The sequence below is a fragment of the Ktedonobacter robiniae genome (assembly GCF_016587375.1).
Classification (GTDB): domain Bacteria; phylum Chloroflexota; class Ktedonobacteria; order Ktedonobacterales; family Ktedonobacteraceae; genus Ktedonobacter; species Ktedonobacter robiniae.
Window position 1 is genome coordinate 2,504,987 of the sequence record NZ_BNJG01000002.1, and the last position, 23,970, is coordinate 2,528,956.

The window sequence follows — 23,970 nt, forward strand, 5'->3', positions numbered from 1 at the left end:
GGTTCGCGTGGTACAGTTGCCAGAAGTCCCTGGCTTCTTGCTCTGCGGAAAGGGAGGCCATTACCAATACGAAGGAGTCGTCTTTTGTCCACACAGCCGATGGCGTTGCGAACGGCACGTTATGCTATTTCTCTTATGTTTTTCGCCAATGGGATGCTCCTGGCAAGCTGGGCGGCGCGCATTCCTACGATACAACAGCAGTTGCAGTTAGATCCAGGCCCGCTGGGTATTGCCCTCTGGGGGTTGGCGGTGGGGTCGCTCGTGGCCTTTTCCTACGTGGGATGGCTCATTGTTCACCTGGGGAGTCGTTTGACTACGACCATTGCGGCTATTGTGTGCTGTTGTAGTCTGGTGCTTCCGTCTCTCGCGCCTAACCTGCCACTCTTATGGCTCTCACTCATGCTGTTAGGTATGGGCAATAGTGTCATGGATGTGTCGATGAATGCCCAGGCCGCCTCTTTGGAAGAGAGCTATCACAGACCAATTATGTCATCTTTTCATGGGCTCTGGAGCGTTGGCGCCCTGGTTGGGGCCAGTGGTGGCAGCCTCATGGCCTGGCTCAATATTATGCCTTTGTTCCATTTCTTGCTTGTCTCTGGGCTGCTCCTTCTGGTGGTCTTGCTTGCCAGTCGCTGGCTCTTGCCAACTACAGCCAAGCCCAGTGAGAAAACGCCAGTCTTCGCACGCCCAACAAAGGCCTTGCTGGGGCTAGGCATCATTGGCTTCTGCTCCTTTATGAGTGAAGGCGCGATGGCGGATTGGAGCGGTGTCTACCTACATCGCTCGCTGGGTACCAGTGCGGGATTGGCCGCGCTGGCTTTTGCCGTTTACTCGCTCGCTATGACTGTTGCGCGTCTGTTGGGTGATTCTATTACAAAACGTATCGGATCAGTGCCCCATGTGCGTCTGGGTGGCCTGCTGGCAGCTCTGGGTCTGGGCCTGGCTCTGCTTTTCCAACAGCCCATTCTTGCGCTTGTGGGCTTTGCCTGTGTGGGAGCAGGGCTTGCCTGCATGGCTCCGCTTGTCTTTAGCACCGCGAGCCGTACGCCTAACCTGGCTCCTGGCCTCGCCCTGGCCGCCGTGGCGACAATGTCCTACACCGGTTCACTGGTTGGTCCTCCTGTGATTGGCCAGATCGCGGAACTCATATCCCTGCCTTATGCGCTTGGCCTGTTGGCGCTTCTCGGCCTGGTCATTGTATTGCTGGCTCCCACGCTCGCACGTGCTCCCCAGCAGGAGCGTGAGGTTGCAGAAGTGGCCTGACGCTGCTGCTGGGGAGCACACGTCTACATATAAAGGTACGGAGTCGATCTTGCCTTCATATGTAGACGTGTGCTTTAGCAGCGTCGGTCAGTAGCTACAAACTTCTTAAAAGTATGCTACTATGATAAAGAGTATTATCTAGTAACCCCCTCTCCTATGCAAGAATGAACTGCTCCTGGAACCGTTCATTCTAAAGGCGTCAAATGGTCATCGGTGACCGGGGATGGTAGTTATTTGACTACCATCCCTGAAAAGCGTGAGAAGACACTATGAAGGTGTCTGTGTCTCAAGGAGGACCCTCTTATGCTTCGTCGTTTTAGTCTTCACTTTGCTCCTCGTCTCATCGCACTTTGTATGTTTGTCCTGTTTGCCTTCCTGGCGGAGGGACCCTTTGACGTGGCCCATGCGGCCTCTACCGTCACTATTAATCCTTCTCAGCAGTATCAAACCCTTCAAGGTTGGGGTTCTAGCATGGCCTGGTGGGCTAACTGGGCAGGTGGCTTGAGCGATAGCCAGCGCAATGCCCTGGCCGATGCTCTCTTTGATCCCAATAAGGGTATTGGCCTCAATGTCTTACGCTACAATTTTGGGGCGGATGGTCCAGGCAATGTCTGTCATAACTCTATTGCTTCAGGCAAAGCAGGGATTTATACCAATATCCCTACCTATGAGCTATCTGCCGGTACCTATGATTGGACGCAGGATGCGAACCAACGCTGGGTCCTCCAGGCCGCTCAGAATCGAGGTGCCAATCTCTTCGAAGGATTTGTGAACTCTCCTCCTGCCTGGATGCTTACGAATAGTTGCACCTCGGGAGCGAGCGGCAATGCCGAGAATCTGAGTAGCGCGCACTATGATGATTATGCCAGCTACCTGGCGACGATTGCTCAGCACTTTCATGATAGCTGGGGGCTGACGCTCCAGACGCTTGAGCCATTTAACGAGCCAACTCCTGGTTACTGGAATTATCAGGGCGACCAGGAAGGCACCAATGTCTCCACCGCTACCCAGAATACAATCGTCAAGAAAGTTGGTGCCAGGCTTGACACGACTGGCGTCTCGGCCTACTCGGTGGTCTCGGCTCCTGATGATACGGCGGTGAACCGGTCAAACACGGACTACAATGCTTACGATAGCACGGCCAAAGGCTACGTCGTACAATACAATACGCATACCTATGGTGGCAGCGATAGCGACCGGGATTATGCCTATAGCACCATTGGGCAGGGCGGCAACAAGCGCCTGTGGATGTCAGAATGGGGCGCGGGCTCGCAGGGAAGTCAGATCGCCTCAGCTATTACTCTGTCCCAGCATATCCTGGATGATGAGCAACACCTGCATCCAGCGGCGTGGGTAATCTGGCAGGCGGCCGACAATTACTTTGGGGCCGGAGGATCTGGCAATGCTGGTGCCAACGATGATCTCTGGGGCCTGGCCAGTACAGACAGCAATGGCAATATCATCTACCCATCGCGCTACTATGGTTTTGGGAACTATACCAAGTTTATTCGTCCCGGGTATAAGATGATAGGTAATAGTGATGGTAGCACGTTCAGTGCCTATGATGCTGGATCGCATACCCTTGTGCTTGTAGCTACCAATAGCGGCTCCAGTAGCAATGCTGTTACGTACAACCTCTCAAATTTCACCAGTGTAGGTGGAACTGCGACCCCCTATCAGACAACGGCGAGCGCGAACCTGGCTCAACTGGCGAATATGAGTATCTCAAACAAGTCGTTTACCGCATCGCTCCCTGGCCAATCGATCACAACGTTTGTCATTCCTAACGTGAGCTATACTGGCACAAACGCTGTGACCGAGGTTGACGACTCCGTTCAGGGCAGTGGGACCAACCAGTTCAATTATCAAGGAAGCGGTTGGGGGCATTGTACCAATTGTGGCAGCAATCTCTATAATGGCAGTGATAGCTGGGATGGACAGGCCGGCGACTCTGTCAGCCTGCAATTTACTGGCTCGCGCATCCGCCTCTATGGTGTCAAGGATACCAATGAGGGAATTGGCCTGGTCTCTATCGATAATGGGCCAACCCATGAAGTCGATTTCTACGCAGCCCAGCGAGCTGGCAACCAGTTCCTCTGGGAAAGTCCCGCGCTGAGCTCTGGTACTCACACTTTCAAATTGAGCGTGACCGGGCGTAAAAATCCCCAGAGCACGAATGTCTGGCCCGCGCTTGATCGTGTAGAGATAGATCCCGTGGCCACTGGTTACGTGAAGATTGTGAACCGCAATAGTGGGAAGGCTCTCGACGTGACTGGTCAATCCACCAGTGATAGTGCGCTATTGGAGCAGTGGGATTACTGGGGCGGTGCTAATCAGCAATGGCAACTGGTGGATGCTGGTGGCGGTTATGTCAAGATCGTGAGTCGCAATAGCGGCAAGCTCGTAGATGTCTCTCAAGGCTCTACCGCTGATGGTGCATCAGTCATCCAGTACACGGACAGCGGCGGGACCAATCAGCAATGGCAACTGGTAGATGTTGGTGGAGGGTATGTCAAGATCGTCAACCGCAACAGCGGTAAGGTGCTCGATGTAAGTGCCCAATCCACCAGCAATGGCGGCTCAGTCATCCAGTATACATATAATGGCGGTGCTAACCAGCAGTGGCAGGTGCTGTCTGTCTGAGTAAATAGGTTCAGAGGGGTAACGCTTCTTCCCTTGTGAGGACACAGCCCTTCCTGCTATTAGGTTCGTCCTCTGAGATACCGTCGTTTGAGGGAGGACCAGGAGACGTGGAAAACCACGTCTCCTGGTCCTCCTAAATTGGGTGAATGCGAGAGCGGCCCTAGCGCTCGTTCTCCCGCATACTGCCCGGCTAATAGATTACACTGCTGCTTGGTGGGTGGCCTGCCAACTCCGCCGGGCCTAGTTAGCCGGTCCGCGGCATAGGTTCATTTGACGGCTGTCATCTTATTGATGACCGACGATGGGATGGGGCACATACGACTCTTCCAGGTATGTGACCTCTTCCTGAGTCAGTTTCACGGACAGAGCGCCGACAGCATCTTCCAGATGAGTGATCTTCGTTGCCCCGATGATAGGCGCCGTCACCGGCTTCTTCTGTAACAGCCAGGCAAGCGCGATATGAACGCGCGGAACCTCATGCTTTTCCGCGATTTCCGCGACCCGCTTCACGACCTGTCGATCGGTTTCGGCTGTCGCATCGTACTTGCTTTTCGCGATTTGATCGGTTTCGGAACGAAGCGTGCTTTCCGAAGACCAGTCACGCGTCAATCTCCCGGATGCGAGTGGACTATACGGGATCACCCCGATCTTCTCCTCGCGGCAGAGCGGCAGCATCTCCCGCTCCTCTTCGCGGTAGATGAGGTTCAGGTGATCCTGCATCGAGACGAAGCGGGTCCACCCATGCTTCTCGGCGACGTGCAGCGCCTTCTGGAACTGCCATGCGAACATGGCGGAGGCACCGATATATCGGGCCTTGCCAGACCTCACCACGTCATGCAGCGCTTCCATTGTCTCCTCGATTGGGGTTTGGTAATCCCAGCGATGGATCTGGTAGAGGTCCACGTAATCCGTCCCAAGCCGCTTCAGGCTTTTGTCGATCTCGCTCAAAATTGCCTTGCGCGATAGCCCGGCGCCATTCGGTCCGTCATGCATTTTGCCATGTACCTTGGTGGCGATGACGATCTCGTCCCAATTCGCGAAGTCCTTCAAAGCGCGTCCGAGGATCTCCTCACTCTTCCCAATGGAATAGACGTTGGCGGTATCGAAGAAATTGATCCCCAGCTCTAGGGCTTTCTTGATGATCGGTCGGCTGTTTTCTTCGTTAAGCACCCATTTGTGAGTCCAACGTTCCGCGTCCCCGAACCCCATGCAACCGAGGCAGATTCGAGACACATCCATTCCGGTGTTTCCTAGCTTCGTGTATTCCATGTGATCTTCCTTTCTTTCCTTCTGCTTCTTTACGCAGATGGCACCAGCTTTAGTGTTGTTGCACGCGCTTGCGGGGCGATCATAGGGCCAAAATACGTTGAGCTGTATCTCTTGTACTTCGATTGAAAGGCGGCATCGATCTCGTTATTGAGCTCCTCATCATCGCTGACATCCACAAACGTCACGTCCTTCGTCACCCCGCCAGCTGAAATGCGTCCCTCGTGTCGCCGTTGTATTTGACGGAACCAGGCGCCTTCGTGGCCAGGGTAGGATCGCACGTACAGATCATCACCAACGCGAACGACCCAGATCGTGACGGGCTTTCGCAGCGTGCCATCCTTCTTCAAGGATGCAAGTTGTAGTTCATATGCCGCTCCAATTCGTTCGAGGTCATTGCAGAGCCTCCCTCGTATTCTCTTGATACATTGATGCGCTATTCCTGACCTGGTTAGACCGTTCCTACTTTGACCAGTGACTTGATCGCACGGCGTGCGTCCATGGCAGCGTAGGCTTGCGCGATGCCATCCAGGTCAGTCGTGAAGTCAAAAACACGTCCAGAATTGATGTGGTTTTCTAAAACATCATCAAGAAGCTCAGGAATGTAGGTTCGCGCTGGTGCCGGGCCCCACGAAAGTACCAGAGGTCAGAACCACTGACGCATGCCAGCACGACGCGAACGACAGCGTCAGTCGGCTCTTTGATGGTAGGGCCTGGTCGCTCGCCATGCTCAATAGTGCCCTTTCCCTTGAATATTGCAGCTTTCGTAATGACTCTACCACCTTTTTTTTGCTCAGAGACCGGTCATTCGCTCTAGATGTTCGGGATACCGGGCTCCCTGGATCGTGATCTTTGAAATGGCACTTTTGATCTCCCGCAGATCGTCGGGCTTAAGTTCGACGGCAAGTGCGCCGATATTCTCATCTAGGCGCTCGAGCTTGCGGGAGCCCGGTATGGGAACGATCCACGGCTTCTGAGCGAGCAGCCAAGCGAGCGCGATCTGAGCCGGTGTTGCTCCCTTTTGTTCTCCGATCCTGGCCAGCAGATCAATGACCGCCCGGTTTGCTTTCCGCGCCTCCGGCGTATAGCGAGGGAGGCGGCTGCGGATATCAACACTGGCGAAGGCCGTGTTTTCGTCGATCTTTCCCGTGAGATAGCCCCTGCCCAGGGGGCTGTATGGAACGAAGCCGATACCGAGTTCCTCGCATGCAGGCAGCACTTCCTCCTCAACGGTTCTCCACCACAGCGAGTATTCGCTCTGAACTGCCGTGACTGGCTGGACCGCGTGAGCGCGACGGATCGTTTGCGCTCCCGCTTCAGAAAGGCCGAAGTGTTTCACCTTCCCTTCCTCAATCAGTTCCTTCACCACTCCCGCCACATCCTCGATGGGCACGTCCGGGTCCACACGGTGCTGATAGAACAGATCGATGGTCTCGACCCTGAGTCGCTTGAGCGAGCCCTCAGCGCCCTGCTTGATATGCTCTGGCCGCCAATCCTTGCCCAGCAGCTCCCCAGTGGGACCCAATTTGAAGCCGAATTTGGTGGCGATCACCACCTGCTCGCGCAAGGGAGCAAGCGCTTCGCCCACCAGTTCTTCATTGGTGAACGGGCCGTAGACCTGGGCGGTGTCGAAAAAGGTAATGCCGCGTTCGACTGCCGACCGGAGAAGTCGGATCATCTCCTGCTTGTCGGGAATCGGGCTTTCATCATGGCTCATTCTCATGCAACCGAGCCCAAGGGCCGAGACTTCCAGGTTATTGTTTCCAAGTGTGCGCTTCTGCATTTGCTGACCTCCTCTTTTTATTTGTCTTGTCTTCTGTCTTTGCGTTCCAGATCGGAACGTTCTTGCCTTTACGATCAGCCCAGGTATTGTTCGTCGCTGACCAGTTCCATCCAGTCAACGACCTTGCCTTAGAGCTGTTCCTGAATTGCGATGTGCGTCATAGGCGAAGGGCATGTACACGCATGTCCGCATTTTTGTACAAGCCAATGACGACTCGACAGACCAACATATCAGTGCAGCGTTGTCTTTTCTTGCAGAAGAGTCCAGCTTACGCGGCACAAGTCTAGAGGCATGTGCTTTGTCTGGAGAGTATTATAGATGCCCTCACACACAGGGTGATAGAATGATTGCGGAAAATGATTGGCAATTTCTGCAAATCTTCACGATGAGCGATGACGAAAGAAGAGGTCCCTATGGAGATGAACAATGGTCAGCAGGCACAACGCGAGGCACAACGTATGCGCGCCAACCGCGAGGAACTGGCTTGGCGCATTGCGCAGGCCATCCGCGAAGATGGGACCCTTCAGCCGCTCACAGGGCTTCATCTCTCCCGCGCCTCGGTGCCTCTCAAGCGGGTTCACAGCGTGGTAGAGCCATCGGTGGCCGTGATTGCCCAGGGCAGCAAAGAGGTCCTGCTGGGTGACAACCGCTACCTCTATGACCCCTCACGCTATTTGCTCACCACTGTCGATCTGCCCCGCGTCAGCCAGGTCCTCGAAGCATCCAAGGAGCGGCCCTATCTCGCTGTGCGCCTGGAACTCGCTCCCTCCCTCGTCAGCGCGGTCATGGTTGAAGCCTCTCGCTCCTTACCCAGAGAGCATGCCGAGGTGAGGGCTATTGATGTCAGCCCGGTGGATGGCAACCTGCTCGACGCCTTCGTGCGTCTCGTCCGGCTCCTGGATTCCCCTGATGAAGCGCAGGTCTTGATGCCGCTGATCACACGGGAGATTATCTATCGGCTCCTGATGGGAGAGCAAGGCGCTCGGCTCCGTCACCTGGTGATGGAGGGAGGCTACACTCCCCACATCGCTACAGCGGTCAAGCGACTGCGTCAAAACTTCGACCAGCCCCTTCGCATTGAGACCCTGGCGCGAGAGCTGGGCATGAGCGTCTCGAGTTTGCAACACCATTTCAAGGCTGTCACCGCGATGAGCCCCTTACAATTTCAGAAACGGCTGCGGCTGCAGGAAGCCCGCCGTCTGATGCTGAGCGAAGCCCTCGACGCGGCGAGCGCCGCCTATCGCGTGGGGTACCAGGATGCCTCCCACTTCAATCGGGAGTACAAAAGCCTCTTTGGCGTCCCACCCATACGCGACGTGCAACGCCTGCGGGAAGGGGCTCTGCAAAGCGCAGGCGGGTGAGCCAGAAGGCCCATCCGACCATCGTTCTCACGCAACAGACCACTGCCCCAGAGGGGCTGACCGTGTAAAGCAGCCTGGCAGGTTTGGGTTCTTGTTGGAGATGTCTAGAAGCGAGGAGAAGAAGTGGAGATTCGCACTGTTGCTATCCTGAGTCCGGGTGATATGGGGCATGCGATTGGCGCAGTCCTTCACCAGCATGGCCTGCACGTCATCACCAGCCTGCGAGGGCGTAGTGCGCGAACGCAGGCCCTGGCGCAGGCCGCTGGAATGCAGGATGTTCCTGATGATGAGACCCTTGTGCGCGAGGCTGATATCCTGCTCTCGATCATGCCACCAGCCAGCGCGTACACTTTTGGAGAGCGTATCGCCTCAACCTTGCGCCATGTGAAGACCGAGCTACTTTTTGTAGATTGTAACGCCATTGCTCCGCGCACAGCATTGGCTCTCGATCAGTTATTGACGGAGGCGGGAGCAGACTTTGTGGATGCAGGCATTATTGGTGGTCCGCCTCGGCCTGACGAAGAGGGACCGCATATATATGTCTCTGGCACGCGAGCGGCGGATATCGTCCACTTGAGCGAGTACGGCCTGGATGTGCGTGTAGTGGGCGCGCAGAGCGGCCAGGCGTCTGGCCTCAAAATGTGCTATGCCTCGGTCACGAAAGGTCTGACGGCTCTGGCGACAGAAGCCCTGACCGCCGGTCGCGCCCTGGGTCTACAGGACACGCTGATTAGCGAATTACAGGATTTGCCCGCCTTTCGCTCCATCAAGCGCTCGGTACCTGGCATGCCGCCCAAAGCCTATCGCTGGGTGGGTGAGATGCAAGAAATCGCACGCACCTTTGCGGACCTGGGACTTCCTCCACAAATGCTGGAGGGGGCCGCAGCCCTTTATCAGTTCGTCGAAGGCACCGAATTAGGCCTTGAGAAGCCGGAGCAACGCCAGTGCGGCCAGACGCTGGAAGAGGTGACTGAGATTCTGGCAGCCGCCTTGCCGAAGCAGGTCAAGCCCGAGCAAGATAATTAACGACTTTCGATAAGTGGGAGGCCAAAGAGGGCTGCTCCAGTCAGCGCTCGCTCTTTGTTCTCTTTTGTGGTGAGCAGTCCCAGGCCTCCGGTGTCTAAGAAGTGGACCGCGCTGGTAAGCTGGAAGCCTGCGCGTTCGATGCCACGTTGCGATGCCAGGTTGGCTGCCTGGTGAATGATCCAGAAGCGCTCATTTGTGGCGCATTCATGGCGCAGGATATATTGAAGCAAACGCGGATAAATGCCGTGACCCCGCCACGCCGGAAGCGTGATAAAGTAGTAGAGGTAGCGGTTCTGTGGTGGCACCTGAAAGGTGATAAGCCCACCGCCAAAGGCTGCCTTGCCAGTGGCGGACCACCCGACGGCGACGGCGTGCGCACCTATGCGCGCAAGATAAGGCTCATGGCCTACTTGCCTCAGCTTCAAGACTTCATCTTGAGTCGTCTCCATCATGAACGCCAGTTCCTCAAGATTTGCGGCTCTCTCCACCGAAAAATCAGGCAGTGGTGGCAAGACAGGCAGTGCATCGCCCTTCCACCATGTCCATAGGAGACCCGCCCGGTCTCCTATGCTATACGTTCCTTGATTGGTGGTCATTGCGCGCGCTTACTTCTCGCAGTTCTTCTGTCATCTGCTGGACCAGTTCGGGTCTTCCATGCAGTTGGGCCGGGGTATTCTGAAGGGAGGCGATGTGCCACTTGCCATTGTGCCTGGTGGCAACGATAGTCTGAATAGAATTTAGTGAGGGATCTATCTCAGTCTTGCCAGGCGGGACCATGCCAACGATGGCGCGGAGGGTGGCGATATCAGGCTGTAAGAAACGCACATTTTTGATTTTGTAGATGTAGGGTGGCGTGGGATGATGGTCAAAAATAGTTTTTAGCGTTGAGAAGATCTCTGCTTGCCCTATAAGCTGACTTCCATCGAAGCCGATGGACTCGCCATCTTCATTGAAGAGTGCAGCGAAAGCTTTTGCATCGTGTTTATCCCAGCTCTCCAATAATTTGCTGTAGAGTTCTCTGACTTCGCGCTCATTGGCGGCCTGTTCGTCTGGTGTTTGAAACATTCTTTTAGTCATATGGGTTTCCTCCTGGAATTTATACTAAATATCCTCTCTTCTGCTTCCAAATGTGGAGCGCGAAAACGGAACTGACATTGGTGTGTGCGCCAGTACACCAGTAGTACCTACGCGCTTTCGAGTTCATATATAGCATTCAGGAAGGCCTTGTCTGATGTTGAGAGCTTCAGGGTAGCCAGTTCGACTGGTGGGCGGAAGACGGCCTCTAGTTCATAGCCATCCTGCTCGCGGGCCTCGGGATGAAAGACCTCGGGAGTGGCGTGATAGATAACCTGGAGGAAATCGGGATATGTCCGAAACGTTTCCAGGCGTGGACCCAGATAGCGGAAGTGCTTGAAACCTAGCAGGCGCGTGCTCGCCAGGGACCAGCCAGTCTCTTCCAGCAGTTCACGTCGCAGGGTCTGCATCAGAGTCTCGCCATCCTGGCGCTGTCCACCGGGGAGGAGATGATGGTTCAAGGGATCGCGGATGACCAGCACCTTATCTTCCCGCGTTACCAACGCGCGAACCGAGGTAATTAGCTCCATGGGCGGCAGTTCCTGGCTGAGATAGCTCATAACTTTCAGAGGAATTGTTCCCTCGCCCCATAACGCGTCCTCTTCTGCCACAAGAGTGGCGCTCTGAAGTGCCTGTGCCAATTCTATGCTCATCTGAGCCTCCCTGCTATATACTTTTATGTATAGCCCCATTATAATTTCTCGTCGGATTTCTCGTCATTCTCGGCACCACACCCTGACCCAATTTGGATGCAGAAATAGGTGCGGAGGAAAATGCCTGTTTAGTCGCAGTGCCTTAGCGACCAAGAACGCATTCTTTAACACGCTAACATTATTTGTTATTTGAGAAAGTCAGTAAAGGTATTTTGTATCATTTGGTTGAGCAATGCATAGAGGATACTCCCTGCGGTGCCGCTAGTCAACAACGCTCCTAGAAAGGCCCAGGGAGGAAATATAGGGGCATATTCCTGAAGTTTTTTCTCCATTTCTACATATTTTCCTCCTGTATACTGCGCCAAAATTTTTGTGTGAAGCAGATATTGACCAACAGCATAAGGAAGTTCGCAAAATATCAGTGTGGCAAAGAGAAGGCTTACAATCAGCCACTTTATATCTATTGGAAAAAGCCAAACCTTCATCACAATGAGGAGAAAGGCGACAAGCAAGATCGTATTATGGAGTGCATCATACTTATACACCATACGTAATCCGTTAACATCACAAGCTAAATCAATGTAGTGTTGATCCAATGTCTCTTGTGATACCTGTGCGGTCTTAGCTTTCCCCTGCCCTTCTGCCTGGATTTTGTTAATGCTGGCAAGAATTTGGGAATTGTTTTGAACAGAGGATCAGCCATACGCAGAAAACCAACGATGAGAAAATAGAGGAGGACGAAGGAGGATAGCAACAGAACGATTTGCAGACAAAGCGCAAGTATTTGCACGGTAGTCTGACGGAGAACCAGCCCTATAATCGTGCCAAGGGCAAGTCCAACAGGAACAGGTACATATAGTGCTACTTCATCATGCTTCATCTTTTCAAGTGCTTTGACATCAATTTCAATAGACTGGTATAATACTGCATTTTTGATGCGCTTAAGCGTATTATCCTTATACCACTCAATATAGTGACTGCCAATATCGATCAAGAGGACCAAAGCAATTGCATAGAAGAGCCAGATGCCTAGTGCACTTGCACCAAGAAACCAGAAAGCAAAACCCAGGAAGATGACGATATAGGCAACAATCTCTATAAGCAAAGATACTATGCGCCCGCTTCTATAGAAGAAGAACGCCACAAAAGTGGGCGTGAAACAGACAGCGATTGTTAACAGTATCATCTGACAGACAAACAGGAGTACATCCCATAGGCCGGCAGTAGGTGGTAAATGCTCAACTCGTGTGGTCTTTATGACAATTGTAGCAACTATAGAGGCCAGGAGGACAAGAATTGGGATTGCAATAATGAACGCTAGCCACTTTCTGAGGGGAAGGGCAGAAGAATTTTCTAGCTTCGGAGGAGGCCTCATCCCCCCTGAATGCGTTCTAGGAGCATAGGGATCAAAAATTATTTTAGGAGGGATAGATCCTCGCGGATCGGAGATTTCCGAGAGAAAGAAAGTAGGAGGGGGAGGCGCTTGCACTGAGTTATCTGAAAATCTATGTTCGAGGATCGCGTCTGCACCTCGGCGATCACCAATCTGCTCCAGTACTCTAGTTGCGGACTCGCTTACATCAGAATCGCTGTCCCCGAGCACATCGATCAGCGATTCTACTGCGGCCGAGCCTAAGCTGACTACTCTGTCCCAGTCCTGCTGGGCAATTGCCAGCAATGCAGATTGCGTCTCATTCACGGGCTGCCAGCCAAGCTGATTTAAAGCCTCTGAGGCTTGCTTGCGTACCCCACTATCCTTATCTCTCAGTGCCTCGATCAGCACCTCTATGTCCTGAGCGCTTCCCTCTTCCTGGTCTTTGTTGTGCTGCATCGATGAGTCCTTTCAATCGCGAGCGGTACGATCTCTGGCGCCACTCCTCAAAAAATTGGCTTGGTAGAGTATACACTTATTCCTACTTGAGAGTAAATAGATGGATGAGGCCTAAAATGTAGTAATTGTTAAGACCTGCCTCGAATGCTATTGTACGGCCGCGGACCAAGGTGTAATGCCTGTTTAGTGGTATCACAGCATAAAGCTCTGTAAGCGCCGGAATGAAAGGGAATTTGAAATGCTGAGCGAGATTGACCGGATTGTAGCTGCGGAGATTGATCTTCAGGGGCCGGGAGTCGCCATAGCTGTCGTGAAGGATGGCAAAATGATCCATAGCGCTGGTTATGGATTTGCGAACCTGGAGTGGAGCTGTCCTATTGAGCCTGATACCGTCTTTCGCCTGGCTTCCGTTACCAAGCAGTTTACGGCTGTGGCGATTATGCTGTTGGAGAAGCAGGGGAAGCTACGCCTCGATGACTCAATCACCACCTATTTGCCTGATTATCCAACACATGGTCGGACGATTACGATTACTAATTTGCTGAACCATACCTCTGGCATCAAGAGTTATACCTCATTAGATAATTTCTTTCAGGAAATCTCAAAGAAAGATATGTTGCCCGGTGACGTAGTTGCTTATTTCAAAGATCTGCCACTCGAATTTGAGCCTGGAACGCGCTACTCATACAATAATTCAGGCTATCACCTGCTCGGCCTGATTATTGAGAAGATAACAAGTATGGGCTATGAGCAGTTTATCCAGCAACATATCTTTCAACCGCTGGAGATGAACCGCTCCTATTATATGCATAACGAGACAATCGTTCCGCGCCGAGCCAGCGGCTACGAGCGCGTTGGAGAGATGTATCGGCATGCTGAATATCTCAATACGAGTATTCCCTACGCGGCAGGTGCACTTGGTGCAACGGTTGAGGACCTAGTACGCTGGGATGCCGCGTTACGCGAGGAACGCCTGCTAGATACAGCCACGCTAGAACGGATGTATACGCCGACGCGGCTGGCCGATGGACGGCTTGAGGAGTACGGTCTGGGCTTCCGCGTCACCGAATATGCGGGACATCGTCTCATCGGACATGGTGGCGGCATTCCTGGCTTCCATACCTTTATCGCGCGCTTTGTCGATGACCAGGCCATGATCGTTGTGCTGGCGAACGCCCCAGAGATAAATGTTGAGCGCATCACGCGCAAGATAGCCCGCTACATCTTTGAACTTCCCCCCGTAGTGCGCACATCTGTGACACTGAGTGAAGCTACGCTCGATAAAGCGGTGGGGGCATATGTTGGCGAAAATGGCTTCTTGCTAGAAGTGAGGCGCGACGGAGAGAGGCTCACCACACAAGGTTTTATTAATGACAGCTTGCTACCCATGAGCGAGGAGACGTATTATACCAGCGAGGACAACGAGTTCGAGCTCCATTTCTCTGAGGAGCAGGCGGGCGTCTACAACACGCTGACCCTGCGTATTCCCATCTACCGCACCTTTACTGCCAGCAGGAAGCAAGGATAGCCTTTTCTCGTGATAGGAGGTGTGGTGCGTTCTGGCAACCTGCGGTTGCCAGAACGCACCACACCTCCTATCACGTGCGAGCGCCGTAGGCGCGGGGTGTCACGCCAAAAAAAGCGCATCGCAGGCTTCTTTAGTTCGAGCCTGTATAGGTGGCAAACCACCAGGTATTGCCAAAGCTATCCTTAACGCCCGCGCCCCGTTCTTGATAGGGCTTATCTCCTGGTTCGTCTACTGAGGTGGCGCCCGCCTGGAGTGCTCGCTGGTAGGTCGCATCTACATCCTGTACATAGATATAGACCTGGGAACGAGGCGCTGTAGCCTCAAACTCACCAATTTCCAGGATGACAACGGAGTCGCCGATCTTCGCCTCTATATGGAATCCGCCTCTTGTTTGGTTTCGTTCCAGTTCCTCCGCCTTGAATGTCCCTCGTAAAAAATCCAGGACGGCAGAATTGCCATAGAGATATGGACGCACTGTGCCAAAGCCATGCCTGGTGTAAGTGTTTAAGCTACTCATTGATATTATTCTCCTTCAAAAGATGTAATTTAGATGTGAATTCGCTTACAAGGAGAATATACCAGGAAGGAGGGCATTTGTATTGTAAAAAATCACACTTTAATTGTGTAGGGGGATATGGTTACGGTACTTGCCACGCTGTGCCTGGTAGGAGCGTGGCGAGAGACCGCCAAAATCCTGGAAATCGTGGATAAAATGAGCCTGATCGTAGTAGCCACAATCTATGGCAAGCTTGCTCAGACGTTCTGGTGGCTCTTGTTCTAGACGACGGAGTGCCTCCTGGAAACGCAGGATACGATAAAATTGCTTTGGTGTCAGGCCCACGGCCTCGCGAAAGACCTGGAGGAAGCGTGTTTGACTGATGCCGATCAGCTCAATAATGGAAGAGATTGTTTGTCCAGATGATATGTCATGCATAGCCTGTGTGGCAAATGTAACAACAGGATGCGCCTCTCGTCCACCAATTAGTCTGGATAACAAAAACTGCTCCAGGAGAGAGAACTGGTGTTGTGGTGCCCCAGCTTCTAATAGATGTTCTCGCAGTGAGAGCGCTTCTGGACCCCATATCATCTCTAGCGAGATGACCTGGTTATGCAACTCGCTGGCAGGCAGTGGGAGAAAAGGTAAGGCACCACCCGCTTTGAAATCAACCCCAATTACTGAAGTGAGGCTGAGTGTATCGATGAGCACAAATTCTGAATGGGCGCCACTGATAACACCGCCACGATAATCTTGAAATTGGTTGGGATTATATGAATCATAGATCCGCGTCAGGTCTTCGTGGAGATTGATAACCAGGGATACTGATCCATCTGGCAAGCGGCGCTCCCTGGTATGTGATGGTCGCTTGCCCTGGTAAGACCAGAAGCCTTTTATGAACGCTGAGAGTGGTGGCCGGGGATAAAAGGTGTGATGGGTAACCAAAAGCAGTCTCCCTGAACAAACAGGCGAACGTATCCTCAAACGCCAAACCATAGTCATGTAGAAAGCGTACTCCATGTTTATGCTAAAAGCAAGGCCTTTGGTGCCTATAGTGCTTCGCACCCAACATACCCTCTTCCGATGTGAGCTTACGAGCGAGGAGGAGATGCTTTCCCTACTTGCAGTGGGGCAGGGGAAGAAGTACGATAGAGGCGGACATATTTTAAACAGCATCGATGATGGTGCTAGAAGGGTAGGCAAGATGCAGGAGGCTGTAAAGTGGCGTTCATTTATTCCTGGTCAAATCACCGGGCCAGAGGAGGCGATTACGTTTGTGGAGGGGTGCGGCTTTTGCACCTGGGGACCGCTGCCGCGCCTGCCATTTCCTAATCTGGCCGAGGCCATGGGGGAGACCGCGACCTCGGTTCTGGACCGCACCTGGTTCTGGAAGGATGATCTGCATTTCTCGCGACAGCTCTACTATGGCAAGATTATCCAGGGCCAGCCCAGCTTTATCGCGCCTGAGTATCTCCCCGATTTTATCGCGGCCCTGGCTGGGCGTGGCCAGGAGCAGGAGCGAGATGTAAATCGGCTCTATTTCGCTGGCAGGCTCTCAGGGGAAGCCAAAATGATCTATGAATACCTGGACGAGTATGGCGCTCAGCCCTCGCGCGAGCTGAGGCGCGGCGCCAGGCTGGGAGAGAAATCCATGAAGCTGGCGACCGAACGCGCACTTGTGGAACTGCAACGCCGCTTCCTGATCTGCAAAGTCGACCTGACGGGGCGCACACGCGGCACATACTCATATGTCTGGGATCTCGCGGAGCGCTTCTGCCCCGAGGCCTTTACCGATGCGCGCCAGACCTCGCCCACGGCTGCCCGCAGCAATATTCGTGGACAACTCCGTGAGTTCGGCATTGAACCAACTTCCCAACTAGAGAATCGCCTCTTCCTTTGGACATAGAGCAAAAAGTAGCCTGACGCGTGCTTTGGCACGCGTCGGGCTACTTAAATTCTTTCATGGATAGCTAATAAGCTGGCAACATAGGCAGGCCAAAGCCCCATTCGAGGAGCGTTTTGGCGTCGCGAAAGCGCTGATTGGTATCCGTGTCGGAGCTAAAGAGTACGGTGCCGACCAGGTGATGATGATTACGTGTCGCGGAGAAGACCAGGCAGTAGCCCGCCTCGTTGGTGAAACCGGTCTTGACACCCGTGGTTGCTGGATACAGGTTGAACAGGTCGTTGGTATTCGACCAATGGTAGGCTCCATGTTTTGGCGACCATGCAAGGTCATACTGCCTGGTGCTGACAATTTTGGCGAAGAGGGGATTGCTCAAGGCATACGTTGTGAGGCGCGCTAAATCGCGTGCGCTTGAATAGTGTCCGGGGAGGGGATTGCCATTCGCATTGTAGTATGTCAATCCATCGGGGTTGATAAAGTGTGTTTGGAAAAGGTGATGGCGCAGGGCAAAGCGGTTCATCATCCCGACAAAGGCGTCTGAGTTTCCCGCGACAGCGCGAGCCAGGACTATGGCGGCATCATCACCAGACGGCAACATCAAGGCATATAACAGGTCATTGACTGTCAGGGTATCTCCAGGCACCAGTTTGGCATTACTGCCATTATGCTGCAAGACATATTGAGGTATATCTGGAGAAACTGTGGCTTCCTTTTTGAGATTTGCGGCTTCAATGACGACCAGGGCCGTCATGATTTTGGTCGTGCTAGCCATGGGTAAGGGCTGCTCCGCGTTCTGGTCATCCAGTACATTGCCAGTATCAGTATCCAGAAGGTAGGCCGCTTTGGCGTTGATTGGTGGCGCGCCTCCCATCACTGTCAGGACAGACGGGGGGATAGGCGTAGGCTCTGGCGTTGGGCTAGGTGTTACCGTCCCTGGTGCTGCATGCGTATTGGTTGTGCCCAAGGGGATTATTCTGGTGGATCTGCAGGCAAAGAGTACGATACTCAACGTTGTCAGTCCAGATAGGATGGCAAACGCAAGTGCCAGCAGGCGTTGCCTGGTCGTAGCTCTCTTCTCTCTCATTCTTCTGTCCAGCCTATCATTTCCAGGGTTCCTCCCTCTGCTATATCTGCGAACTGGGCGGGTATGCCTCCGCCTAAGACGCCATAGTAAAGCTTATCTCCCTGTCCTTCATTGGATGATGTGCGTAACACATACATAGTGCCATCGCGTGAAATATTTGACCAGGGATCGCGTGAAGTGTCTGCGAAGGTGCTATATTCTCCATACCTGTTTGTGACCGCAATTGTGCTGTCTTCTCCAGAAGTCGAGATCATCCAGAGCCCGTTAAGTTCAGTGGGAACCTGCATTCCTGGAGCGCTGTTTCCAATGATGGCTAGTAGTTGCTTGTCACTCTTCGCGGCAAAGCGCAGGGCTGTAATGGCCATAGTGTTAGAGTGCCAGATCTCTTCTGTCTTGTTGCTTGCAAGATGGAGCGCACTGATGGTGCTGGGTCCCCGATAAATGCTATTTCCGCCAGCGCACTCACTTATGTACAGTGTCTTTCCATCGCCGCTTGCTACATAGTCCCAACATTGGGGTGTCTGGGGCTGAAATATTTGCCGAAGCCCTGGAAGAGGCTTTTTTGTGATATCCAACACATAGAGTGCCTGTGATGATCCATCCTTTAAGCTATCCTTTACAAGGAGTTGCCCTACATTGAGCCAACTTCCAGGCTGATATCCTTTATCACGAGTTGCCTGCGCGACCCTCGTGATCTGCCCGCTGTGAAGATTGAGCAGGTAGAGGTCTGGAAGCCTATCAATTGCCGGGATCAGGCTCCAGGCAATATAGCTTTGATCAGGCGACCATTGTACGCTCTCCAGTTGTGCGCCATTGGGCGAACAATACAGGGTCTGCTCGTCTTTTCCATCAAGGTGTAGGATACGGACCTCATCATGTCCATTACTATGAACAAGCGTAAGTAGCCATGTTCCATTTGCGGAGACAAGGCCCTTCTTGATTTCCCCACGCGTTATTTCAGAGCTATCATTGTGTAGTACATCAAAATCGATCACACTTGAGGGGCCATTCAATATGTCGTTTGTTTGCAGGTAGAGAATATGTGGTAGCTGTCCATGAGCTAATGGTGCAACAGCGGCGCTTCGTGCTTGCCCCTCTGGGGGGCAGCTGCTCAGGGTTGTATGCCTACTGGGAGGAGTAGATCTCTTCGTCGTTCTCTGTTGATCTGCCTGGGCTGCAAATGAGCGTTGTGTCGGCGTAACGCGAACATATATTGTTATTTCAATGATTAGCCCAAGTAAGACAATACACATGAGCGCAACAATGATGGAGCAGTGCGGTTTCCATCGAAGTTTGTGCATACGGGTTTCTTTCTAGCGAGAGCAAAAGCGCAGGGAGTGATGTCTGGCTGTCACTTATGGTGTCGCTAGAGGAGCGATTCTATAACATACAAGCAGGCCTGGATATACCAAAGTACCAGGCCTATGGTGAAATAGGTGTATTTGTCGCGTTTCTTAGCCCCTCTCTTCAGAGAGGCATAGAGCAGGAGGAAGAGGGGTAGCACCTCCAACTGTGAATAAGGTATTCTTTTTCGTAAACCCAGAGTTTCACCTGCTTGAGCGGTGCCAGATAAGGACTTTACTGCGTTACTCCCCAGAGACGAACCGTTGCATCGTCGCTGCCAGTAGCAATAATGGTACCCGAAGGCGACCAGCTCCCTGTAAATATACCTGAGTTGTGTCCCTGAATGGTGGCCAACTCTTGTCCGTTTTGCACTTCCCAGAGCTGTACCAGGCCATAGGCGCGTGCGGTCGCCAGGAGAGAGGCATCAGGCGACCACATGATGGGATATGCCCAGCCCGCATCTGTATGACCGGTTAGAACACGTACAAGTTTGCCTTGTGCGTCCCAGACCTGGACAGTTCCAGCGTCGTTTGATGTAGCAACAAACTGTCCATCTGGCGAGTAAGCGACGCCATTGGGCTGGTCCTGGGGTGGGAGCTGGTGGATAATCTTACGACTTTGGGTATCCCACATAAATGTGTATTTATCATAGCGATTCGAGACGATATGGCGCCCATCAGGGGACCAGGCCACACCCCAGACCGCATAAGGATAGCGTCCGCCTGAGCTTACAGACTGGCCGGGTTCCCTCCCAAAGCCCAAGATTTTTTCCGTTTGTGGTATCCCAGAGAAGAAGCGCGCCATCGGCATTCCCCGCTACCAGTTGCTTTGATGTAGGGGACCATGCCACGCTCAATAGTTCTGGTCGAGGATGCGTCGATGTTGTTTGCCAGTTCAATAGTCTCTGGGTCTGTCTGTTGGCGGTTTGCCAGATCTGCACTATGCCTTTGTCGCCAGCAGCTGCCAGAGAGGTGCCATCGGATGACCAGGCCATCCCATTGATGCTACCTGTTTTTCCTTGTAATGTGGCAACCTGTTTCAAGGAGGCGCTCTGCCAGATCTGAATGTGTTCGCCTGGAGCCACGGCCAGGAAGCTTCCATCAGGCGACCAGCAGAGTCCGCGCACCTTGTCCTGCAAATTCTCCAGGACGCCGATTTGTGCCAGATTGTGGGCATTGGAGGCGATGATAGGCTTGAGCGTTGGGCGTGGTGTCGGTGTTGTTGGAATTTTTACAGGCGCGGGGGACTGGCAAGCGGAGACGAGGATGCTCATCGTTGCCAGAGAGCAGAAGTGACGCCTGGAATATACTGGCTGGAAGAAGGGCTTTGCTCTGCTTGAGTGTATGTGAAGGAAACCATCCTGTTTCATAAAAAAAGAACCTCCCTGTATACTCGTTATGTGAGTAAGTACGTGGCTATCCCTGCTCTGCTTCCTGTCGAGAATGGTTTGTCAACTGCTCTACCATCCAACGGCACCAGTCGACTGAGGCTTGCTCCGCGTACACGCCCGCATGGAGAGTCGCATAATTGCCAAAATCGGGCAGCGTAATATCCAGTTGCTCGCCATGCTCGTGCTTGATTCGGGTCAGGATGTGTTCATACTCAGCCAGGCGTGCAGCGTGTAACTCCTGCTGTTGCCGAAACAACGCGATAGCCTGCGTGGGATCAGCTAGCCAGATGGCGTAAGCTTTGAGCACAAGCTCGTCGCGCGGTGGAGATGGTTCAATGGGTGAGGTTACCCATGTGCGTAAGGCTGCGAGACCACTCTCTGTCACGGAGAACAGCCTCTTGGCCGGGCGAGTAGGTTGTGCGACCACTTGCGCGGTAATAAATCCCTCCTCTTCCAGGCGTGCCAACTCACTGTAGATGTGGCTGGAATGAGCGGTCCAGAAGAAACCAATAGGTCGTTTAAGGCGTTGAGCCAGGTCATAGCCAGAGGACTCCTGGCGAGCGAGAAGTGCCAGAAGAGCGTAGCCTAGAGTCGTGATAATCTTTCTCCTCCAATATGCTATTATTTCAATATTGGAATAATAGCATATTGGAGGAGAAAAGAGAAGCGGGAAGGTAGAAGGACCGGGTCACCGCGAACGGTGACCCGGTCCTTCGCAACTAGCGACCTTATTTAGTGGCGCTAATCATTAGGTTTGAGCTTTTTTAACAGCTTGTCTTTAGCACTCTAGCAGGCTAGGCGCTCTCCAGGTAGCTGCCTTTGGGGCTAATGTAGGCGCAGAGGTAGTCGCCGCGCTGGCAGCGGGGAAGGCCGTTCTTGAGACCGCTGGAGATGCGCAGCGCGTTCCCGCTGGCCTGGTCGTTCCATTCGGCGATGACCTCGTAGCGCCAGCGACCGACCGCAGTTGGTATGTTATAGAGTGGGATATCTTGCACTTGTTTCGTTGCTTGATAGTAGTTGACCTGGACAACCCTGACCAGGACACGCCTGCCTGTACGCCGAATGCGGTAGCGCTTCCCATAGTTGGCGAGCAGCAGGCAGACACCCAGTATGCCTACCATGATGAGGAGTAGAAGTGTATCAGGCATTGCGGTATCCCTCCAGACACAACTTTGTGTCCCTTTTCTTCGTGCGCGAGAAGTGCTACATTTGGTAGAAGATAGTATACCACTTATCGCACGAAGAAAGAAGGAACTATGGAAGTACTTCGCACGCCGGACGAGCGCTTCATCAACCTGCCTGATTATCCCTTTGAGCCGCACTACCTGGAGGTGGATGGCCTGCGCGTTCACTATATCGATGAGGGGCCGCGCGAGGCTGCGTCGGTTCTTTTGCTGCATGGTGAGCCTTCTTGGTCGTATTTGTACCGCAAGATGGTTCCCTTGCTGTCCGCCGCTGGACATCGTGTTATCGCTCCCGATCTTGTCGGCTTTGGTCGCTCGGATAAGCCCACGCAGCGCGAGGACTATACCTATAAGCGTCATGTCGACTGGATGCACGGTGTCTTGAACGCGCTCGATCTGCGCCAGGTAACGCTCTTCTGCCAGGACTGGGGCGGGTTGATTGGCTTGCGCCTCGTGGGAGAGCAACCGGAGCGCTTCGCCCGCGTTATCGCCGCCAATACCTTCCTGCCCACAGGCGACCAGCCGCCCAGCGAGGCCTTCCTGCACTGGCAGCGCATGTCGCAGACCTTCCAGGGCTTTCAAGCGGGCCGTGTCGTCAAGGGCGGTTGCGTGACGCCCCTTGCGCCCGAGGAGGTTGCCGCCTATGACGCTCCCTTCCCCGATGAGAGCTATATGGCAGGGGCGCTTCAGTTCCCGCTGCTCGTGCCTACAAAGCCTGATGACCCTGCCACCGAGGCCAATCGCGCCGCCTGGGAGGTCCTGCGCCGCTGGGAGAAACCCTTCCTGACAGCTTTTAGCGATAGCGATCCCATCACACGTGGCGGAGACGCGGTCTTGCAGGCTCTCATCCCCAGTGCCAAGGGTCAGCCTCATACCACTATTACCAACGCAGGCCACTTTCTGCAAGAAGACAAAGGCCCCGATCTCGCCCGCATCATTAACGAGTTTATTGCCGGGTAAAGATGTAATAGAGGCGAGATGCGCTACTGACGTACGCACCTACGCTCCCCAGCCCATGTGCGTGCGCCCAGCGTAGGCGCGTACGTCAGTAGCGCATCTCCTCACTCTCTGTGTAACTAACCAGTTTGTGGGCATGCTGGCGCAGGACCTCGCATAACTCAGGTGGGCGCTGGATGGTGAAAGACATGTCCAGGCCTGCCAGCAGGCGGGCCATCCAGGGCAGATCTTCGACCTCGACTCGCAAGAGAACTCCGCCCGCTACCTCCGTAAAGAAGGCTTTTGGGATGTGTGTCTGCCGTTGGGCCTCATCTAGGGTTGCCTCCAATCTTACCTCGATCTGCCATACCCTCGGTACTGAGGCAAGTGCCTGTTGCACCGCTTCTAGGGCGGGAAAGTTGATCCGTGGGGGAAAGGTTTCAGTAGTCATCTCGATATGCTCGATCCGGTCCAGGCGAAAGAGGCGTTCACCTTCACGCAAGTGGCAATAGCCGATGGTGTACCAGAAGCCCCTGTGATAGGCGACTCCATAGGGATCAAAGTCTCGTTCCGTTACCTCCGAACGCGGCGAGCGATAGTGCAGGTGTACCCGTCGCCCTTCCTGAATTGCTGAACTGAGGACCATTACCGCCAGGCCCGAGGGTGCCTCCGATGTGGCTCCGCTCTCGAAGGCCACTGTCTGCGCGACTGCCTGGATGCGTGAGCGGGTCTCGCTCGGTAGGACGCGCTCAACCTTGGCCAGCACCCCCTCAAAAGAGGGAACACTCCTTGATAGCCCCGATTGACGAGCCACCAGCAACGAGAGCGTCAATGCCAGGGCCTCATCCTCTGTAAAGATTAGTGGTGGGAGTTTGTAGCCAGCTCGCAGGCGGTAGGCTCCATAGCGCCCCCGTTCAGCCTCCACAGGAATGCCCAGGTCAACCAGGGTCTCAATATAGTTGCGAACCGTGCGGACATCCACCTCCAGCCGACGCGCCAGCTCCGCGCCGGTCATGCGTCCATGCGCCTGAAGAAGTTCTAAGACCGTCAGCACGCGAGCCGTTGGGCGATAGACCAATTTCCTGCTCCTATCTCAAAGTGCCTTTAATTAGGAACGATTCTATCAGCTTATCAGGCTACAATCAAGCATGTAGAGGATAAATGCTGTATCAGAAAGGAACAGGAAGATATATATGTATGCTGTG

Annotated in this window: 24 protein-coding genes; 7 read left to right on the plus strand and 17 right to left on the minus strand. The window is 53.6% G+C overall.

All coding sequences use genetic code 11. The annotated features are described in order from the left end of the window. The first annotated feature begins 84 nt into the window (after positions 1 to 84). Both JMJ04_RS31670 and JMJ04_RS31675 read left to right on the plus strand, forming a co-directional pair. Positions 85 to 1,263 carry an MFS transporter gene (locus JMJ04_RS31670; RefSeq protein ID WP_201374335.1) on the plus strand — a complete coding sequence of 393 codons (1,179 nt, stop codon included), beginning with the start codon at positions 85 to 87 and terminating at the stop codon, positions 1,261 to 1,263. A 303-nt stretch (positions 1,264 to 1,566) separates the two neighbouring features. Then, the gene (locus tag JMJ04_RS31675) at positions 1,567 to 3,906 is read left to right on the plus strand and encodes an RICIN domain-containing protein (RefSeq protein WP_201374336.1); all 2,340 of its coding nucleotides are present in this window, start codon (positions 1,567 to 1,569) and stop codon (positions 3,904 to 3,906) included. A gap of 285 nt (positions 3,907 to 4,191) precedes the next feature. On the opposite strand, the gene JMJ04_RS31680 is transcribed toward JMJ04_RS31675, so the two are convergent. From JMJ04_RS31680 to JMJ04_RS31690, 3 genes are all read right to left on the minus strand, one after another. Then, positions 4,192 to 5,175 (minus strand): aldo/keto reductase, encoded by a 984-nt coding sequence (locus JMJ04_RS31680; RefSeq protein WP_201374337.1) that lies wholly within the window; start codon positions 5,173 to 5,175, stop codon positions 4,192 to 4,194. A gap of 29 nt (positions 5,176 to 5,204) precedes the next feature. Next, the gene (locus tag JMJ04_RS31685) at positions 5,205 to 5,612 is read right to left on the minus strand and encodes a DUF2255 family protein (RefSeq protein WP_201374527.1); all 408 of its coding nucleotides are present in this window, start codon (positions 5,610 to 5,612) and stop codon (positions 5,205 to 5,207) included. A gap of 353 nt (positions 5,613 to 5,965) precedes the next feature. Continuing rightward, positions 5,966 to 6,955, minus strand: a complete 990-nt coding sequence (locus JMJ04_RS31690) for an aldo/keto reductase (RefSeq protein WP_201374338.1) — start codon at positions 6,953 to 6,955, stop codon at positions 5,966 to 5,968. Positions 6,956 to 7,368: 413 nt separating this feature from the next. On the opposite strand from JMJ04_RS31690, the gene JMJ04_RS31695 reads away from it, so the two are divergent. After that, the gene (locus JMJ04_RS31695; RefSeq protein ID WP_201374339.1) at positions 7,369 to 8,316 is read left to right on the plus strand and encodes an AraC family transcriptional regulator; all 948 of its coding nucleotides are present in this window, start codon (positions 7,369 to 7,371) and stop codon (positions 8,314 to 8,316) included. A 123-nt stretch (positions 8,317 to 8,439) separates the two neighbouring features. Continuing rightward, entirely contained in the window at positions 8,440 to 9,342 is a 903-nt protein-coding gene (locus JMJ04_RS31700; protein ID WP_201374340.1) for an NAD(P)-dependent oxidoreductase, read from the plus strand. Here JMJ04_RS31700 and JMJ04_RS31705 read toward each other — a convergent pair. From JMJ04_RS31705 to JMJ04_RS31725, 5 genes are all read right to left on the minus strand, one after another. Beyond that, on the minus strand, positions 9,339 to 9,938 hold the full coding sequence (locus tag JMJ04_RS31705) for a GNAT family N-acetyltransferase (RefSeq protein WP_201374341.1): 600 nt from the start codon (positions 9,936 to 9,938) through the stop codon (positions 9,339 to 9,341). The two genes, JMJ04_RS31700 and JMJ04_RS31705, sit on opposite strands and share 4 nt — an antisense overlap. Beyond that, positions 9,913 to 10,419: an SgcJ/EcaC family oxidoreductase gene (locus JMJ04_RS31710; protein WP_201374342.1), complete on the minus strand. Its 507-nt coding sequence runs from the start codon at positions 10,417 to 10,419 to the stop codon at positions 9,913 to 9,915. Before JMJ04_RS31710 ends, JMJ04_RS31705 begins: the two co-directional genes overlap by 26 nt. Before the next feature lie 107 nt (positions 10,420 to 10,526). After that, positions 10,527 to 11,069, minus strand: a complete 543-nt coding sequence (locus tag JMJ04_RS31715; protein WP_201374343.1) for an NUDIX hydrolase — start codon at positions 11,067 to 11,069, stop codon at positions 10,527 to 10,529. Positions 11,070 to 11,254: 185 nt separating this feature from the next. Next, positions 11,255 to 11,665: a hypothetical protein gene (locus tag JMJ04_RS31720; protein ID WP_201374344.1), complete on the minus strand. Its 411-nt coding sequence runs from the start codon at positions 11,663 to 11,665 to the stop codon at positions 11,255 to 11,257. Beyond that, the gene (locus tag JMJ04_RS31725) at positions 11,641 to 12,900 is read right to left on the minus strand and encodes a hypothetical protein (protein ID WP_201374345.1); all 1,260 of its coding nucleotides are present in this window, start codon (positions 12,898 to 12,900) and stop codon (positions 11,641 to 11,643) included. The genes JMJ04_RS31720 and JMJ04_RS31725 overlap by 25 nt, the downstream gene beginning before the upstream one ends. Before the next feature lie 238 nt (positions 12,901 to 13,138). Here JMJ04_RS31725 and JMJ04_RS31730 point away from each other — a divergent pair, with 238 nt between their 5' ends. Continuing rightward, positions 13,139 to 14,428 (plus strand): serine hydrolase domain-containing protein, encoded by a 1,290-nt coding sequence (locus JMJ04_RS31730; protein ID WP_201374346.1) that lies wholly within the window; start codon positions 13,139 to 13,141, stop codon positions 14,426 to 14,428. 130 nt (positions 14,429 to 14,558) lie between these two features. On the opposite strand, the gene JMJ04_RS31735 is transcribed toward JMJ04_RS31730, so the two are convergent. Together JMJ04_RS31735 and JMJ04_RS31740 are read right to left on the minus strand one after the other, a co-directional pair. After that, positions 14,559 to 14,945 (minus strand): VOC family protein, encoded by a 387-nt coding sequence (locus JMJ04_RS31735; RefSeq protein WP_201374347.1) that lies wholly within the window; start codon positions 14,943 to 14,945, stop codon positions 14,559 to 14,561. A 99-nt stretch (positions 14,946 to 15,044) separates the two neighbouring features. After that, entirely contained in the window at positions 15,045 to 15,869 is an 825-nt protein-coding gene (locus tag JMJ04_RS31740) for an AraC family transcriptional regulator (RefSeq protein WP_201374348.1), read from the minus strand. A gap of 163 nt (positions 15,870 to 16,032) precedes the next feature. On the opposite strand from JMJ04_RS31740, the gene JMJ04_RS31745 reads away from it, so the two are divergent. Then, a complete protein-coding gene (locus tag JMJ04_RS31745; protein ID WP_201374349.1) occupies positions 16,033 to 16,830 on the plus strand; it encodes an AlkZ-related protein in 798 nt (265 codons plus the stop codon). A 64-nt stretch (positions 16,831 to 16,894) separates the two neighbouring features. Here the strand turns inward: JMJ04_RS31745 and JMJ04_RS31750 are convergent, their stop codons facing one another. The 6 genes from JMJ04_RS31750 to JMJ04_RS31775 all read right to left on the minus strand — a co-directional run bounded on the left by JMJ04_RS31750 (position 16,895) and on the right by JMJ04_RS31775 (position 21,793). Further along, positions 16,895 to 17,911, minus strand: coding sequence for a D-alanyl-D-alanine carboxypeptidase family protein (locus JMJ04_RS31750; protein WP_201374350.1), 1,017 nt, complete (start codon positions 17,909 to 17,911; stop codon positions 16,895 to 16,897). Beyond that, positions 17,908 to 19,212: a TolB family protein gene (locus JMJ04_RS31755; protein WP_201374351.1), complete on the minus strand. Its 1,305-nt coding sequence runs from the start codon at positions 19,210 to 19,212 to the stop codon at positions 17,908 to 17,910. Before JMJ04_RS31755 ends, JMJ04_RS31750 begins: the two co-directional genes overlap by 4 nt. Positions 19,213 to 19,489: 277 nt before the next feature. Further along, positions 19,490 to 19,948 (minus strand): WD40 repeat domain-containing protein, encoded by a 459-nt coding sequence (locus tag JMJ04_RS31760; protein ID WP_201374352.1) that lies wholly within the window; start codon positions 19,946 to 19,948, stop codon positions 19,490 to 19,492. Continuing rightward, a complete protein-coding gene (locus JMJ04_RS31765; protein WP_201374353.1) occupies positions 19,932 to 20,624 on the minus strand; it encodes a WD40 repeat domain-containing protein in 693 nt (230 codons plus the stop codon). The genes JMJ04_RS31760 and JMJ04_RS31765 overlap by 17 nt, the downstream gene beginning before the upstream one ends. A gap of 46 nt (positions 20,625 to 20,670) precedes the next feature. Further along, entirely contained in the window at positions 20,671 to 21,294 is a 624-nt protein-coding gene (locus tag JMJ04_RS31770; RefSeq protein WP_307811786.1) for a PadR family transcriptional regulator, read from the minus strand. Between the two features lie 145 nt (positions 21,295 to 21,439). Then, positions 21,440 to 21,793, minus strand: a complete 354-nt coding sequence (locus JMJ04_RS31775) for a hypothetical protein (RefSeq protein ID WP_201374355.1) — start codon at positions 21,791 to 21,793, stop codon at positions 21,440 to 21,442. Between the two features lie 108 nt (positions 21,794 to 21,901). Here JMJ04_RS31775 and JMJ04_RS31780 point away from each other — a divergent pair, with 108 nt between their 5' ends. Continuing rightward, the gene (locus JMJ04_RS31780; protein ID WP_201374356.1) at positions 21,902 to 22,789 is read left to right on the plus strand and encodes a haloalkane dehalogenase; all 888 of its coding nucleotides are present in this window, start codon (positions 21,902 to 21,904) and stop codon (positions 22,787 to 22,789) included. A gap of 85 nt (positions 22,790 to 22,874) precedes the next feature. Here JMJ04_RS31780 and JMJ04_RS31785 read toward each other — a convergent pair whose 3' ends face one another. Next, a complete protein-coding gene (locus tag JMJ04_RS31785) occupies positions 22,875 to 23,843 on the minus strand; it encodes a helix-turn-helix transcriptional regulator (RefSeq protein WP_201374357.1) in 969 nt (322 codons plus the stop codon). Positions 23,844 to 23,970: the final 127 nt, after the last annotated feature.